The sequence below is a fragment of the Lentzea sp. genome (genome assembly GCF_035525475.1).
In the GTDB taxonomy this organism is placed as follows: domain Bacteria; phylum Actinomycetota; class Actinomycetes; order Mycobacteriales; family Pseudonocardiaceae; genus Lentzea.
In genome coordinates, this window is sequence record NZ_DATLEC010000257.1 from 1 (window position 1) to 14,241 (window position 14,241).

Sequence of the window (14,241 nt, forward strand, 5' to 3'; positions counted from 1 at the left end):
TGGGTCGCGGACCAGCAGGCCGCCGGCAGGACCGCCGCGCAGATCAAGGCGGCGCTGGCCGAGTACGACCAGTGGGACCGCTACGACTTCGACGCCGACGGCGACTTCAACGAACCCGACGGCTACGTCGACCACTTCCAGGTCGTGCACGCCGGCGGCGACCAGGCCGACGGGGACCAGTCGCAGGGCGAGGACGCGCTGTGGAGCCACCGCGGCTACGCGTTCAAGAACTACTCGACGGGCCCCGGCACCAACAAGCTCGGCGGCGCGCAGATCGGTGACACCGGCATCTGGGTCGGCGACTACACCGTGCAGCCCGAGAACGGCGGCGTCAGCGTCTTCGCGCACGAGTACGGGCACGACCTCGGCCTGCCCGACCACTACGACACCAACGGCGGCACGAACGGCGTCAACTGGTGGTCGATCATGGCCCAGAACCGGGTGAACGCGCCGGGCGAGGCTCCCGGTGAGCGCGCCAACGAGTTCTCCGCGTGGGACAAGCTGCAGCTCGGCTGGCTCGACTACGAGGTCGCGGTCGCCGGCCAGGAACGCGTCTTCGACCTCGGCCCGCACGAGTACAACTCGGCGAAGGCCCAGGGCCTCGTCGTGGTGCTGCCCGACATCTCCAAGTCGTTCGACTACGGCGCCCCCTTCGCGGGCACGAAGATGTGGTGGAGCGAGAAGGGCAACGACCTCGACCACTCCATGACGGTCCCGCTCGACCTGCGCGGCAAGACGTCGGCGTCGCTGACGATGAAGGCCCGCTACGACATCGAGGTCGACTACGACTACTTCTACGTCGAGGCGGCCAACGAGGACGGCAGCTGGACGCAGCTCGACGGCGTCGCGAACGGCGCACCGTTCCAGCGCGACTCGGCCGACGCGCCCGCGCTCAGCTCGTCCTCCGGCGGGCAGTGGGTCGACCTGAGCGTCGACCTCGACGCCTACGCGGGCAAGAGCACCAAGCTGCGCCTCGCGTACCGGACCGACGGCGCGTACGTGCTCGACGGCTTCTTCGCCGACCAGATCACCGTGACCGCCGACGGCGCGCCGGTGCTGACGGACGGCGCCGAGACCGCCGGTCTGTGGGCCACCCGCGGCTTCCGCGCGACCGAGGGCGAGGAGACCAAGGCGTTCGACCAGTTCTACATCGCGTCGAACCGCACCTACGAGTCGTACGGCAAGTACAACAAGACGGGCCCGTACCGCTACAGCTTCCCGGACAGGCCCGACTTCGTGGAGCACTTCCCGTACCAGGACGGCCTGCTCGTCTCGCTGTGGAACACGAGCTTCCTCGACAACAACACGAGCGAGCACCCCGGCGAGGGCCTGATCCTCCCGATCGACGCCAACCCGGCGCCGCTCTACAACCTGGAGGGCCAGCGCTGGTCGGTGACCGTCAGCGGTTACGACGCGCCGTTCGGCCTGCAGAAGTCGGACTCCTTCACGTTGCACGTCAACGGCAAGGCGTCCTACGTCCGCGGCGCGGCGGCCCAGCCCACGTTCGACGACACGAAGCAGTTCTGGTTCGCCGAGCAGCCGGGCGCGGGCGTGAAGCTGCCGGCCGTCGGCGTCGGCCTGAAGGTTCTGCGCCAGAGCGGCACGTCGATGACGGTGAAGTTGTTCAAGACCGCCTGAACGCCCTTTGGGTAGGCTTCACCGGATGACTTCCGCTGAGGACATGCTGGCCGTGGCCGTCGAAGAGGCGCGAACGGGACTCGCCGAGGGCGGGATCCCGATCGGCGCCGCTCTCTTCGACGGCGACGGCCGTCTGCTGGGCCGGGGCCACAACCGGCGGGTGCAGGACGACGACGCCTCCATGCACGCGGAGACGTCGGCCTTCCGCAACGCCGGCCGCCAGCGCGGCTACCGCGGCACCACGATGGTGACGACGCTGTCTCCGTGCTGGTACTGCAGCGGCCTCGTGCGCCAGTTCGGCATCTCGACCGTGCTGATCGGCGAGGCGACGACGTTCCACGGCGGCCACGACTGGCTGGCGGAGCACGGCGTCGCCATCACCGTCGTCGAGGACCCGGCGCTGATCGAGCTGATGACGGCGTTCATCGCCGAACGCCCTGAACTCTGGTACGAGGACATCGGGCAGGACTAGTGCCGCGTGGCGCTCAGGCCGTGTAGCGCTCCGCCGCCTGGTCCACCGACCCCAGGATCGTGAACACGGTGTCGAGGCCGGTCGCCTCGATCGGGCGCAGGGCCGCACGCGAGGACGCCACCACGATGAAGTCGACACCGACGCGGGACGCGCGCTGGTGCCCCAGGACCAGTGCCTCCAGGCCCGCGGAACCCAGGAACCGCACACCGCCGAGGTCGACCACGACAGCGCGGTTCCCCTCCACCAGGTGACTCTCCAAGGGACCGGTCAACTCACTGCTGCTCGTGGTGTCGAGCTCACCGGACACGCGCAGCACGACGACGTCGGGTGTGATCCGGTCGGCCACTACGGTCGCCAGAGCGGAGGGGTCGTGCACGCTCTCTCCCTTCAAGAAGTCAACACCCCACGTTAATACGGCCGTGTGAGGCCAGCCAACGGCCCCTCAGGGAGGTGCGGCCGGCTCGCAGGGACGAGTGGACGTGCTGAGTGAGGCGCGCGTGCAGCTCGTGGCACACGGCGAAGCCGAGGCGGACGTCCTCCGGCGGGCACTGCACGGGCAGCAGCTGCGCGAACGGGTCACCGCCGATGGTGTCGACGGCGGTCAGGAACCCGACCAGGGCCCCCACCAGACGCTGGTGGAAGCCGAACAACGACAGCGCGTTCGCGAGGGCCAGGGTCGGGCCGGGCACCTCGTCCACGCCGACGGACGGGTCTAGGTCGCGCAGCGTCACCGTGAACAGCACCGAGTGGGTGCGTTCGGACCGGGTGCCGTAGGCGTCGCCGTGGATGTCGCGCAGCGCCGAGCGCATCTCGCGGCGCGGCTGCCAGAACGCGTGGTGGCGGCGCAGCTCGGCCATGCCCTCGGGGGACAGGGCGGCGGGGGACGTCACCTCGGCGAGCGAGCGCAGGCCCGACTCCCAGCGCGACTCGAGCGCCGCGTGGAACTGGGCCAGGACCGGGTGGTCCTGCCAGCCGTCGGCGACGTCGTCGAAGCCGCGCATCCGCAGCTCGTAGCAGATCCACAGCGTCAGCTGCAGGTCGTCGTCCGCCTCCACGTCCCTGGTGCCGCCGCTGACGAGCAGGGCGGGGCGCGGCGACGGGGGCTCGCGCAGGGTGGCGACCAGAGCGGAGCTCATGTGGCCGCGGGGAGCGGGGAGGCGCATCAGGTTTCCTCACGCGTTCGGGCGATCAGCTCGTCCACAAGGGACTCGGGATCCGGGCAGCGTCGTTGCCGGGCGGCACCACAGCCGTTGTGGCGCAACCAGTCGATTTGCCGCTCCACAGTAGACAGAGTGCCGCGGTCGCGCAGAGCGGCCCCGACGTGCTCCACGAGGGCCACCGCCCGGTCGAACCCGGGGGAGAGGTTGCCGGTGTGCGGATCGGCGGCCAGTCCGTCGACCCCGTCGCGCGACGCCCGCCAATATGCCGCCCGCAGCAATACGTCGTCCACCCCCTGTTCGGAGGTTTCCGTGACGACGAGGGCGCGGACCAGTTCGGCGAGGACGGAGACTTCCGTTGCCAGCTGGGGGATGTCGGCGACGCGCACCTCAACGGTCGGATGATCCACCGATGGGCGCACGTCCCAGTAGACCATCGCCTTGTCCAGCAGCACCTGCGAGCGGATCAGCGCGTCGACCGTGCCGTCGTACTGCTCGGGGGAGTCCCAGTGGGGAGGCGGCCCGCTCACCGGCCAGCGCGACCACACCATCCACCGCCAGCTGGCGTACCCGGTGTCCTCGCCCCCGTAGTACGGGGAGTTCGCGCTCAGCGCCAGCAACGTCGGCAGCCACGCCCGCACCTTGTTCGACGCCGCCAGCGCCTCGGCCTTCGAGGAGACGCCGACGTGCACGTGCAGTCCGCACGAGCCCTGCCCGGACACGAGCCTCCGGTGGGAGTACTCGATCTGGTGATAGCGCGGGTCGTCCGATCCGGGCGGGGGTCCCGCCTCGCCGATCGGGGGCATGCCCGAGGCCACGAGCCTGCACCCCGCCGCGTCGGCGGCGTCCACGAGCACCCGGCGACCGCCGCGGACCTGCTCGTCCAGCTCCTCGAACGACGACGTCACGCCGGTGGCGATCTCGATCTGGAACGGCGTCAGCTCGCCCTGGACGTCCAGGTCACCGGGCGCGTGCGCGAGGGAACGCACCTCGGGGGCGAGCGGGACGGGCCGTCTGGTGCGCGGATCCACCAGCAGGAACTCCTGCTCGACACCAACCGTGTAGTCGTTCATCGGCGAGCGGGTACCCGGAGGCCAAGCTGATCAATCTCGGAGTGACCACATGAGACTGCGCCGCAGCGACCCGGCAGGACCGGGCTGGACCCGACGCCGCCAGGGCAAGGGCTTCCGCTACCTCTCCGCACAGGGCGACACCCTCACCGCGGACGACATCACACGGGTGAAAGCGCTGGTCATCCCACCTGCGTGGCGCGACGTCTGGATCTCGCCGCACCCCAACGGCCACATCCAGGCCATCGGGTACGACGACGCGGGCCGCCGCCAGTACCTCTACCACGAGAAGTGGCGCACGGACCGGGACGCGGAGAAGTTCGACCGCGTCCTGAGGCTCGCGCCGCGCCTCGGCGAGTTCCGCGAGCAGGTCGTGGCGGACATGAGGACGCGGGGGCGCAAGCGGTTGCTCGCCGTCGCGCTGCGCATGCTCGACCTCGGCGTCTTCCGGGTGGGACACGAGCAGTACGTGGAGGACAACGGCACCCACGGCGTCGCGACCCTGTTGTGCGAGCACCTCAGCGTGCGCGGCGACAAGGTCCGGTTCCGCTTCCCGGCCAAGCACGGCGTCGAGGTCGACGAGGAGCTCACCGACCCGCGGCTCGCGCGGGCCGTGCGGTCGCTGCTCAAGGACCGCACGCCGGACTGCCGCGTCTTCGACATCACCGCCGACGACGTCAACGAACGCTTCCGGGAGCTGGTCGGCGACGAGTTCAGCGCGAAGGACCTCCGCACCTGGCACGCCACGGTGCGGGCCGCCGAGGCGTTCGCCCACGCCCTGCGCGAGCGGGGCAAGCCGTCGAACCGTGCGGTCAGCGCGGTCATGAAGGAGGTGGCCGAGCACCTGGGCAACACGCCGGCCGTCGCACGCAAGTCCTACGTGGACCCGCGCCTGGTCGACGCCTTCGAGAAGGGGCAGGTCATCGGTGGCGGTGATCCGGAGCGGGCGGTGCTGAGGTTGCTGAAGCGGTCCTGAGAGCGGAGAGGCGGTCGCACTGGCGGCACCAGGCGGCTCCCTGGGCCGCGGCCAGTGCCGCGAACCCGGCGACCAGGTGCAGCGCGTTGCTGCCGGGGTTGACGTTGAGGAAGTTGACGACCTGCTCGTCGTAGCGGGCCATGCCGAACCCGAACGTCACGAGGCACAGCAGTGCCACCAGCAGACCGGTGCCGCTCAGCGCCCTCAGCCGCCGGAACGACAGCAGCAACGCCGCGCCGAACACGACGTGCAGCGTGTTCTGCAACGGGTTGACGCGCAGGCCGATCACCCATGTGCCGGACTCGCCGGCGAAGCCGGAGAAGCCGGTCGCGAAGAACCCGGCGACTCCCCAGAGCACGAGCAGGACGCCGGTGCCGATCGCCAGCTTCTGGGGCCACCGCAACCGGTTCATCCGGTCAGTATCGCGAGAGCCGGGCATTTCCGCTCGTCCGTTCACTCCTCCGCCAGCAGGTCGTGCCGCAGCTGCTCCAGCGACTTGGTGAGCAGGCGCGACACGTGCATCTGGGAGATCCCGACGCGGCGGGCGATCTCGGTCTGGGTCAGCCGGCCGAAGAACCGCAGGACCACGATGGTCCGCTCACGCCGGGGAAGGCCCCGCAGCATCGGCTGCAGGGCCTCGTGGATCTCGACCCCCTCCAGCGCGGGGTCGTCGACCGTCGAGCTCTCCAGGGCGTCCAGGGGCGCGAAGGCGACGTTCTTCTCCACCCGCAGACCCTCGTAGACGTCGGTCAGCGGGAGCTCCAGGTGCCGGGCGATCTCGGAGGGAGTGGGAGACCGCCCGGTCCTGTGCGACAGCTCGGCGGTGGCGCCGTCGATCGCGTCGCAGAGCTCTTTCAACCTCCTGGGCACGCGCACCGCCCAGCACTGGTCCCGGAAGTGACGCCGCACCTCGCCGGTGATCGTGGGCACGGCGTACGACAGGAAGTCCGTCTGCCGATCCACGTCGAACCGGTCGATGGCGTTGATCAGGCCGACCGCCGCCACCTGCGCGAGATCTTCCATGGGCTCGCCGCGTTCGCTGAAGCGGCGAGCGATGTGCCGGGCGAGCGGGAGGTACTCGCGCACCAGCCTGTCGCGTAGCGCGCAGTAGCGCTCCGTGTCACGGCCGGTGCGCGCGAGTTCCTCGAACGCCGCGTGCTGGTCTGGCGTCAACGTGCACCGCGATCAGACCTGGGGTGGCGGGGCGACGTCGCCACGCCATGCGCCGGTCTCGGTACCGCGGTTCTCGATGAACTCCTTGAACCGCTTGAGGTCGCCCTCGATCCGGTGGCCGACCACGCCCAGCGCGGCACCCGCCTTCTCGGTGAGGGTCTCGGGCTCGTACTCCATCTGGAGGTGCACCCTGGTCGTGTCGTTGTCCAGGCGGTGGAACGTGACCACACCGCCCTGCTGCGGTCCCTCGACCGTGGTCCACGCGACACGCTCGTCGGGGTGCTGTTCGGTGATCTCCGCGTCGAACTCGCGGACGACACCGCCGATCTTCGTGGTCCAGTGGGTCCTGGTTGGCGTGAGCTGGTCGATCTTCTCGACGCCGTCCATGAACGCCGGGAAGGATTCGAACTGGGTCCACTGGTTGTACGCCGTGCTCACGGGAACCTGGACGTCCACCGTCTTCTCAATGGTAGTCACGAAACCTCCTCCTTGAATTGGTGTCAAAAGGTGAGTACCCGCGTCACGACGCGTTACACATCGGACATCCGTCCTTTAAGGACGGTTACGGAGAGTGCTGAGCCACTCGCGATCTGCGCATCACGAAATCACCCACAGTACGCAAATCGTCTGTGATCCACGTCTCAGGACCTGCATACTGCTCGGTATGTTGCTGGCCTGAGGAGGCGCTGGTGCTCGAGGCGAACAACCTTGAGGTGGTCTACGACGACGTCATGCTGGTGCTCAGGGGGGTGAGCCTGCAGGTGCCGAAAGGCAAGGTCGTCGCCCTGCTCGGCGCCAACGGAGCGGGGAAGACCACCCTGATGAGGGCCTTCAGCGGGCTCCTCGACGTGCACGACGGCAAGGTCACCAAGGGGTCCATCACGCTCGACGGTGAACCGATCCACCGCCTCTCACCGGCGAAGATCGCCGACAGAGGCATCAAACAGGCGCTCGAAGGCCGCAGGATCCTGTCCGAGCTGACCGTCGAGGAGAACCTCAAGGTCGGCGGCCACGCCCGTCCCAAGTCCCTCAAGGCCAACCTCGACCGCTGCTACGAGCTCTTCCCGCGGTTGCTGGAACGGCGAAGGCAGAGCGCCGGCTACCTGTCCGGCGGTGAGCAGCAGATGCTCTCGATCGGCAGGGCGCTCATGTCCGAACCCTCCTACCTGCTGCTGGACGAACCCAGCCTCGGCCTCGCGCCGTTGCTCGTGCAGCAGATCCGCGACCTCGTCGTGAAGATCAACGAACAGGGCACCACGGTCCTGCTGGTCGAGCAGAACGCCAGCATGGCGCTGTCCATCGCCGACCACGGCTACGTCCTCGAGACCGGCAAGGTCGTCATGGACTCACCCGCCGAAGCGCTTCTCGCCGACGACGACATCCGCGAGTTCTACCTCGGCCTCGGCACCTCCTCGTTCCGTGCGGTCAAGCACTACAAGCGCAGGAAGCGGTGGCTGTCGTGAGCGTTCTCGAGGTCACCGACGTCCGGCTCGCGTTCGACGGCGTCGTGGCCGTCGACGGGGTGTCGTTCAGCGTCGACGACGGCGAGCTCTTCGCCGTCATCGGCCCGAACGGCGCGGGCAAGACGTCCATCTTCAACGTCCTGAGCGGCGTCTACCGGCCGCAGCAGGGCACCGTGCGGTTCCGCGACCAGGACCTCCTCGGCATGCGGCCCCACCGCATCGCCGCGCGGGGCATGGCCCGCACGTTCCAGAACATCGAGCTGTTCTCCCACCTCACCGTCGTCGACAACCTCATGCTCGGCCGCCACAACCACATGAGCTACGGCGCGCTGTCGGCGTTCTTCTGGTTCGGCAGGGCCCGGAACGAGGAGCTGGAGAACAGGGCGGCGGTGGAGGAGGTCATCGACTTCCTGGAACTGGAGCAGTGGCGGCGGCTCCCCGTGGGCCTGCTGCCCTACGGCGTGCAGAAGCGCGTCGAACTGGGCAGGGCGCTCGCGATGGAACCGAAGCTGCTCCTCCTCGACGAGCCCGTCGCGGGCATGAACGTCGAGGAGACCGAGGACATGGCCCGGTTCATCCTCGACGTCCGCGAGGAGCTGAACATCCCGATGATCATGGTGGAGCACGACATGGGCCTGGTCATGGACCTCGCGGACCGCGTGATGGTCATGGACTTCGGCCGCCCGATCCGCACCGGCACCCCCGCCGAGGTCCAGCAGGACCCGGACGTCATCCGCGCCTACCTCGGCGAGCAGCACCGGAGCGTGACGTCATGACGACCGTGGTCACCCGAGTGAAGGACAGAGCCGCGCGCACACCCGAGCAGATCGCGTTGCGCGCCAAGGACCTGGGCATCTGGCAGGAGGTCAGCTGGGCCGGCTACTGGGAGAACGTCGAGCTGGTCGGGAACGCGTTGCTCGCACTGGGGCTGCGGCCCGGCGACCGGGTGGCGATCCACTCCGAGAACCGGCGCGAGTGGCTCTACGCCGACCTCGGCGTCGTCGCGGCGCGGGGGATCACGGTCGGGCTGTACCCGACGAACCCGCCGTCCGAGGTCGCGTACCTGCTGTCCCACTCGGGCGCGCGCATCCTCGTCGCCGAGGACCAGGAACAGGTCGACAAGGCGCTGGCGGTGCTGGAGGACGCGCCCGACCTGGAGTGGATCGTCTACGTCGAACCCCGTGGCATCAGAGGGCGGTACGACAACCCGAAGCTGCTGTTCTGGGACGACTTCCTGGAGCTGGGCGCCCGGCACCGCGACACCCGCGGCGACGAGCTGGCCGAGCGGATGGCGCAGACGACGCCGGACGACGTCATGACGCTGGTGTACACGTCCGGCACCACCGGGCCGCCCAAGGGCGCGATGCTCACCGTGGCGAACGTCGAGTTCGCGGTCCAGGTGCTGGTGGAGGACGGCGGTTTCACCTCGCCACCGCCGTCCTCCACCGACGTCACGCTGTCCTACCTGCCGTTGTGCCACGTCGCCGAGCGCATCTTCACGACGTGGTTCAGCGCGGCCAGCGGCGTGCGGGTCCACTTCGCCGAGTCGATCGAGACGGTGCAGGCGAACCTGCGCGAGGTGCAGCCGACGATCCTGTTCGGCGTCCCGCGGATCTGGGAGAAGGTCCTGGCGGGCGTCATGATCAGCGTCTCCAGCGCCGGGTGGCTCAAGCGGTCGGTGACGCGGTTCTGGCTGCGGAGAGCGGAGGGCATCGGCGAGACGCTCGTGCGCACCGGCGGGAGGCACACGGGGCGGAGCCGTTTGGTCTACGCGGTGGGCTGGCTGTTCTGCTTTCGCGCGTTGAAGGCCCGGATCGGCATGCGGCACGTCCGCTACGCCGCGTCCGGCGCCGCCCCGATCGCGCCGGACGTGCTGAGGTTCTTCATGGGCATCGGGGTGCCGATGCACGAGGTCTACGGCATGACCGAGAACACCGCCGTGGCAACGGGGAACCGGCCGGGACGGGTCAAGCTCGGCACGGTCGGCGAACCCCAGCCCGGTACCGAGCTGCGGATCGACTCCGAGACCGGCGAGATCCTCACCAGGCACGGCGGCACGTTCGCCGGCTACTGGCGCGATCCCGAGTCCACCCAGCGGGTTCTGACCGACGGCTGGCTGCGCACCGGTGACGTCGGCGAGTGGGTCGACGGCACGCACGTGAAGATCACCGACCGGATGAAGGACATCATCATCACCGCGGGCGGCAAGAACATCGCGCCGTCGGAGCTCGAGAACGCGCTGAAGACCTCCCCGTACATCAAGGAAGCCGTGGTGATCGGCGACCAGCGGGCGTACCTCGTGGCGTTGATCGGCATCGAGTTCGAGACGGTCGGGCACTGGGCCCAGCAGCGCAAGATCCCTTACACCACCTACCGCGACCTGTCGGAGAAGGCGGAGGTCCAGGAGCTGGTGCAGACCATCGTGACCGAGGTGAACGGGAAGTTCGCCACCGTGGAGCAGATCAAGAAGTTCCGGATGTTCCCCAAGGAGCTCGACCACGAGGACGGCGAGCTCACCGCGACCCAGAAGGTGAAGAGGTCCGCGCTGGGCAAGATGTTCGGCGAGCTCGTGGACTCCATGTACGGGGGTGCTTCCCGTGGATGAGTTCCTCCAGTCGTTGATCCGAGGCCTCGGCGCCGGGTCGATCTACGCGCTGCTCGCGCTCGGCTTCGTGATCATCTACAAGTCGACGCAGGTGATCAGCTTCGCGCAGCCGGCGTTCATGCTGGCGGGCGCGGTGCTGGTCTCGTACCTCTCGCCGGCGGTGTCGTTCTTCGGCGCGGTGGTGGTCGCCGCCGTGGTGATCGCGGTGCTGGCGCTGGGAGTCGAACGCACGGTGCTGCGGCCGATGGTCGGCAAACCGGTGTTCGTCGTCGCGATCATCACCATCGGCGTGGACGTCGTGGTCAGGGTCGTGACCAACGCGTTCATCGGCCTCGACGTGCGTCAGGTCGGTGACCCGTGGGGCCTGGACACCATCGGTCTCCTGGGCGTCGAGGTCCAGCAGCGGTACCTGGTGATGATCGGGACCACCGCCGTCGTGACGGTCGCGCTGTTCGCGTTCTTCCGGTACTCGCGGATCGGGCTCGCGATGCGGGCGGTCGCGTACGACCAGGAGGTCGCGCTGGCGCAGGGGATCTCGGTCGGATCGGTGTTCGCGCTGTCGTGGGCGCTGGCCGGCGGGCTCGCCGCGCTGGCGGGCGTGTTCGTGGCGACCGGTGCCGGCGTCGACCAGCAGCTGTGGATCGTGGCGCTGAAGGCGTTGCCCGCGATCATCCTCGGCGGCCTGGAGTCGTTGGGCGGCGCGGTGGTCGGTGGGCTCGCGGTCGGCGTCGTCGAGTCGCTCTTCGGCACCTACCAGGGCGACTTCGCGCCGTGGCTCGGGTCGAACTTCGGCCTGGTCGCGCCGTACGCGTTGATGCTGCTCGTGTTGCTGGTCAGACCGTACGGGTTGTTCGGCAAACGAGAGGTGGAACGGCTGTGAAGGGGCCAAAGACCATCAAAGGCAGGCCTGAGCTCTACACCTCCTACGCGCAGGACATGGCGTTCCTGAACACGCGACCCAAACGCGCGTGGACGGGCAGTCTCGTCGTGTTCGCCCTGCTGGTGCCGTTCCTGATCACCGACGACCTGCTGCAGCTGCTCGCGACCGGGTTCGTGGCGGCGATCGGCGCGATCGGGCTGAACATCGTCACGGGCTTCGCGGGCCAGGTCTCGCTGGGGCACGCGTTCTTCCTCGCGATCGGCGCGTACACGGGTGCGGCGCTGTCCGGGCCGGAGACCGGGCGGGTGATCGGGTTCGGCATCACCTCGCTGCCGGTCTGGCTGCTCGCCTCGGGGCTCGTGGCCGCGCTCTTCGGCGTGCTGGTGGCGCCGGTGGCGGTGCGGTTGCGGGGTCTCTACCTCGCGATCGTGACGCTGGGGCTGGTCTTCCTGGGAGAGCACGTGTTCCGGGAGTGGACGTCGCTGACCGGCGGTCCCGGGGTCGGCAGGCCCGCCGCCGTGCCCGAGCTCTTCGGGGTGCGGCTCGACAGGGACAACGCGGTGTTCACGGCGGCACAGCAGCTCTACCTGCTGATGTTCGTGCTGCTGGTGATCTTCGGCGTGCTGGCGCGGAACCTGGTGCGTTCACGCGTCGGGCGCGCGTTCGCGGCGGTGCGGGACCGCGACCTCGCCGCGTCGGTGATCGGCGTGGACCTCACGAGGTACAAGGTCCTGGCGTTCGCGGTGTCCTCGTTCTACGCGGGTGTCGCGGGCGCGTTGATGTTCGTGGTGAACGGGTTCTTCGATCCCGGCTCGTTCAACCTGCTGTTGTCGGTGCAGTACATCGCGATGGTGCTCATCGGCGGCGCGGGCACCATCTCGGGGGCGGTCATGGGCGCCCTCTTCATCACTCTGCTGCCACGCATCACCAGGGAACTGCCCGCAGTGCTGCCGTTCATCAGCGGTGACGCGACCGGTGCGGTCACGGTCTTCCAGGTGGAGGCCGTGCTCTACGGCGTGCTCATCATCGTGTTCCTCATCGTCGAGCCACGCGGTTTGTTCGGCATCTGGGTCCGCGTCCGCAACTACTGGCGCACCTGGCCGTTCTCGTACTAGGGAGAGAATCCTCATGTCCGGTAAGAGATTCGCGGCATTGGCCGTGGCAGTGCTGGCTCTCGCCTCGTGCCGGGGCGGTGACGGCGCCGCGCCCCAGGAGGGCGCGGGCGGCATCAAGGTCGACTTCGGCGTCACGAAGGAACCGTGCCCGCAGGCGGTGGACAAGGCCAAGGGCTGCATCTACCTCGGCACGATCTCGGACCTCACCGAAGGTCCGTTCAAGACGCTGGCCGTGCCGATCACGGACTCGCAGAAGGCGTTCTGGAAGCGCGTGAACGACAAGGGCGGCATCGGCGGCTACGAGGTCGACGTCACCAAGTACGTCAAGGACAACAAGTACAACCCGCAGATCCACAACCAGGTCTACCAGGAGATCAAGGGCAACATCCTGGCGCTGACGCAGACTCTCGGCTCACCGACCACCGTGGCGATCCTGCCGGACCTCGAGAACACCCAGATGGTGTCGGTGCCCGCGTCGTGGACCTCGTTGTGGGGCTTCGAGGAGGTCGTGCTGGAGTCCGGCGCGAACTACTGCGTCGAGTCGATGAACACCGTCGACTACGCCGTCGACAAGCTGGGCGCGAAGTCCGTCATGGCCGTGCACCTCGCCGGTGACTACGGCGACGACGCGGCCGCCGGGGCGAAGATCGCCGCGGAGAAGCGCGGGCTGACGTTCGACAACGTGACGACGCAGACCGGTCAGGACAACCAGGCCGGCGCGATCGACGCCGTGGTGAGCAAGAAGCCCGACCTGGTCGTGCTGACCACCGGCCCGACCGACGCGGCCGTGATCATCGGTCAGGCCGCCGCCCGCGGGTACCGCGGCAAGTTCATCGGCACCTCGCCGACCTGGAACCAGGGCCTGCTGAAGTCGCCGGCCGCTGCCGCGATCAAGGCGATGTACCTGCAGTCGGCGCCGTGGAAGGCGTGGAACACCGAGTCCGTCGGCCACACCGCGATGCGTGCGGGGCTGCCCGGCGTGACGCCGAACGACGGCTACACCGCGGGCTGGGTGTGGGCGTACCCGTTGAAGGCGGCACTGGAGAAGGCGGCGTCCAACAAGGACCTGACGCGCGCCGGCGTGCTGAACGCCGTGCGTCAGCTCACCTCGGTGGACTACGAGGGCATGCTCCCTTCGGGTGCCGGCAATTTCTCCGCTTCGCCCCAGGACGCGGCTTTCCGCCAGACGCTCATCTACAAGCCCGACGAGGCCGCCGCGACCGGAGTCTCGCTGGTGGAGGAGTTCTTCACCGGTCCGACGGCGAAGGATTTCAAGTTCGAGAAGCCCTGCTACCAGTGAGTCCGAACGGGTGACACTCGACGCTGACTCCACCGCGTCCTGGCTAGTCTCTTTTCGAGAAGTTTGCTAGGAGGTTGCAGCGGTGTTGTCGTGCGTTGAAGTTCGCCGATCCGCGGGAGGCCTCCGGTTGTTCGTCCGTCCCCCGGCCGCGCTGTGCTGGAGCGCGCGGCTGGGGTACGAACGGGTGTCGGAGCTGTTGGTCGCGATCCGCCAGGCCGAGTCGTGCTCGGTCCCGGACGTGGCGTTGACGTACGTGCCCGACCAGAGCACCGGCGAGGCGGAACTGACGTGCGAGACGGGGTCCGTCCTCCTCGACGCGGAGGAGGTGTCGGCGTTGCACGACTCCCTGCGCGCGCACATGCCGGACCGGATGAGGCCGCTGCCCGTCTAGG

16 protein-coding genes are annotated in these 14,241 nt (G+C 68.7%); 10 read left to right on the top strand and 6 right to left on the bottom strand.

The annotated features are described in order from the left end of the window. On the top strand, positions 1-1,638 hold a 1,638-nt coding region (locus VM306_RS38935; protein WP_325524134.1), incomplete at its 5' end, for an immune inhibitor A domain-containing protein. 25 nt (positions 1,639-1,663) lie between these two features. Then, positions 1,664-2,110 (top strand): nucleoside deaminase, encoded by a 447-nt coding sequence (locus VM306_RS38940; protein ID WP_325524136.1) that lies wholly within the window; start codon positions 1,664-1,666, stop codon positions 2,108-2,110. A 13-nt stretch (positions 2,111-2,123) separates the two neighbouring features. Here the strand turns inward: VM306_RS38940 and VM306_RS38945 are convergent, their stop codons facing one another. From VM306_RS38945 to VM306_RS38955, 3 genes are read right to left on the bottom strand one after another with little or no spacing between them, the layout of a single operon-like run. Beyond that, on the bottom strand, positions 2,124-2,486 hold the full coding sequence (locus tag VM306_RS38945) for an STAS domain-containing protein (RefSeq protein WP_325524138.1): 363 nt from the start codon (positions 2,484-2,486) through the stop codon (positions 2,124-2,126). 19 nt (positions 2,487-2,505) lie between these two features. Further along, the gene (locus VM306_RS38950) at positions 2,506-3,273 is read right to left on the bottom strand and encodes an iron-containing redox enzyme family protein (RefSeq protein ID WP_325524140.1); all 768 of its coding nucleotides are present in this window, start codon (positions 3,271-3,273) and stop codon (positions 2,506-2,508) included. Then, positions 3,273-4,340 (bottom strand): glutamate--cysteine ligase, encoded by a 1,068-nt coding sequence (locus VM306_RS38955; RefSeq protein ID WP_325524142.1) that lies wholly within the window; start codon positions 4,338-4,340, stop codon positions 3,273-3,275. Before VM306_RS38955 ends, VM306_RS38950 begins: the two co-directional genes overlap by 1 nt. 49 nt (positions 4,341-4,389) lie before the next feature. Here VM306_RS38955 and VM306_RS38960 point away from each other — a divergent pair, with 49 nt between their 5' ends. Further along, positions 4,390-5,313, top strand: coding sequence for a DNA topoisomerase IB (locus VM306_RS38960; protein WP_325524144.1), 924 nt, complete (start codon positions 4,390-4,392; stop codon positions 5,311-5,313). Here VM306_RS38960 and VM306_RS38965 read toward each other — a convergent pair. Genes VM306_RS38965 through VM306_RS38975 form a run of 3 tightly spaced genes read right to left on the bottom strand, consistent with a single transcriptional unit; the run spans position 5,258 to position 6,963 of the window. Further along, positions 5,258-5,725 carry a DUF4383 domain-containing protein gene (locus tag VM306_RS38965; RefSeq protein ID WP_325524146.1) on the bottom strand — a complete coding sequence of 156 codons (468 nt, stop codon included), beginning with the start codon at positions 5,723-5,725 and terminating at the stop codon, positions 5,258-5,260. The two genes, VM306_RS38960 and VM306_RS38965, sit on opposite strands and share 56 nt — an antisense overlap. Before the next feature lie 41 nt (positions 5,726-5,766). Then, a complete protein-coding gene (locus tag VM306_RS38970; RefSeq protein WP_325524148.1) occupies positions 5,767-6,486 on the bottom strand; it encodes a SigB/SigF/SigG family RNA polymerase sigma factor in 720 nt (239 codons plus the stop codon). A 12-nt stretch (positions 6,487-6,498) separates the two neighbouring features. Next, on the bottom strand, positions 6,499-6,963 hold the full coding sequence (locus VM306_RS38975) for an SRPBCC family protein (RefSeq protein ID WP_325524151.1): 465 nt from the start codon (positions 6,961-6,963) through the stop codon (positions 6,499-6,501). Between the two features lie 209 nt (positions 6,964-7,172). Between VM306_RS38975 and VM306_RS38980 the strand changes: the two genes are divergently transcribed. The 7 genes from VM306_RS38980 to VM306_RS39010 all read left to right on the top strand — a co-directional run bounded on the left by VM306_RS38980 (position 7,173) and on the right by VM306_RS39010 (position 14,240). Then, on the top strand, positions 7,173-7,949 hold the full coding sequence (locus tag VM306_RS38980) for an ABC transporter ATP-binding protein (protein ID WP_414672505.1): 777 nt from the start codon (positions 7,173-7,175) through the stop codon (positions 7,947-7,949). Next, positions 7,946-8,725: an ABC transporter ATP-binding protein gene (locus VM306_RS38985; RefSeq protein ID WP_325524155.1), complete on the top strand. Its 780-nt coding sequence runs from the start codon at positions 7,946-7,948 to the stop codon at positions 8,723-8,725. The genes VM306_RS38980 and VM306_RS38985 overlap by 4 nt, the downstream gene beginning before the upstream one ends. Continuing rightward, positions 8,722-10,554 carry a long-chain fatty acid--CoA ligase gene (locus VM306_RS38990; RefSeq protein ID WP_325524157.1) on the top strand — a complete coding sequence of 611 codons (1,833 nt, stop codon included), beginning with the start codon at positions 8,722-8,724 and terminating at the stop codon, positions 10,552-10,554. The genes VM306_RS38985 and VM306_RS38990 overlap by 4 nt, the downstream gene beginning before the upstream one ends. Beyond that, positions 10,547-11,434 (top strand): branched-chain amino acid ABC transporter permease, encoded by an 888-nt coding sequence (locus VM306_RS38995; RefSeq protein WP_325524159.1) that lies wholly within the window; start codon positions 10,547-10,549, stop codon positions 11,432-11,434. Before VM306_RS38990 ends, VM306_RS38995 begins: the two co-directional genes overlap by 8 nt. After that, positions 11,431-12,549 carry a branched-chain amino acid ABC transporter permease gene (locus VM306_RS39000; RefSeq protein ID WP_325524162.1) on the top strand — a complete coding sequence of 373 codons (1,119 nt, stop codon included), beginning with the start codon at positions 11,431-11,433 and terminating at the stop codon, positions 12,547-12,549. The genes VM306_RS38995 and VM306_RS39000 overlap by 4 nt, the downstream gene beginning before the upstream one ends. A gap of 13 nt (positions 12,550-12,562) precedes the next feature. Further along, positions 12,563-13,849, top strand: coding sequence for an ABC transporter substrate-binding protein (locus VM306_RS39005; protein ID WP_325524164.1), 1,287 nt, complete (start codon positions 12,563-12,565; stop codon positions 13,847-13,849). 127 nt (positions 13,850-13,976) lie between these two features. Then, positions 13,977-14,240 (top strand): hypothetical protein, encoded by a 264-nt coding sequence (locus VM306_RS39010; protein ID WP_325524166.1) that lies wholly within the window; start codon positions 13,977-13,979, stop codon positions 14,238-14,240. The last annotated feature ends 1 nt before the right edge of the window (position 14,241 follow it).

Bases quoted from the DNA above. Each gene is read 5' to 3' on its own strand.
- VM306_RS38940 (WP_325524136.1), top strand. From the start codon at position 1,664: ATGACTTCCGCTGAGGACATGCTGGCCGTGGCCGTCGAAGAGGCGCGA.
- VM306_RS38950 (WP_325524140.1), bottom strand. From the start codon at position 3,273: ATGCGCCTCCCCGCTCCCCGCGGCCACATGAGCTCCGCTCTGGTCGCC.
- VM306_RS38955 (WP_325524142.1), bottom strand. From the start codon at position 4,340: ATGAACGACTACACGGTTGGTGTCGAGCAGGAGTTCCTGCTGGTGGAT.
- VM306_RS38960 (WP_325524144.1), top strand. From the start codon at position 4,390: ATGAGACTGCGCCGCAGCGACCCGGCAGGACCGGGCTGGACCCGACGC.
- VM306_RS38965 (WP_325524146.1), bottom strand. From the start codon at position 5,725: ATGAACCGGTTGCGGTGGCCCCAGAAGCTGGCGATCGGCACCGGCGTC.
- VM306_RS38990 (WP_325524157.1), top strand. From the start codon at position 8,722: ATGACGACCGTGGTCACCCGAGTGAAGGACAGAGCCGCGCGCACACCC.
- VM306_RS39005 (WP_325524164.1), top strand. From the start codon at position 12,563: ATGTCCGGTAAGAGATTCGCGGCATTGGCCGTGGCAGTGCTGGCTCTC.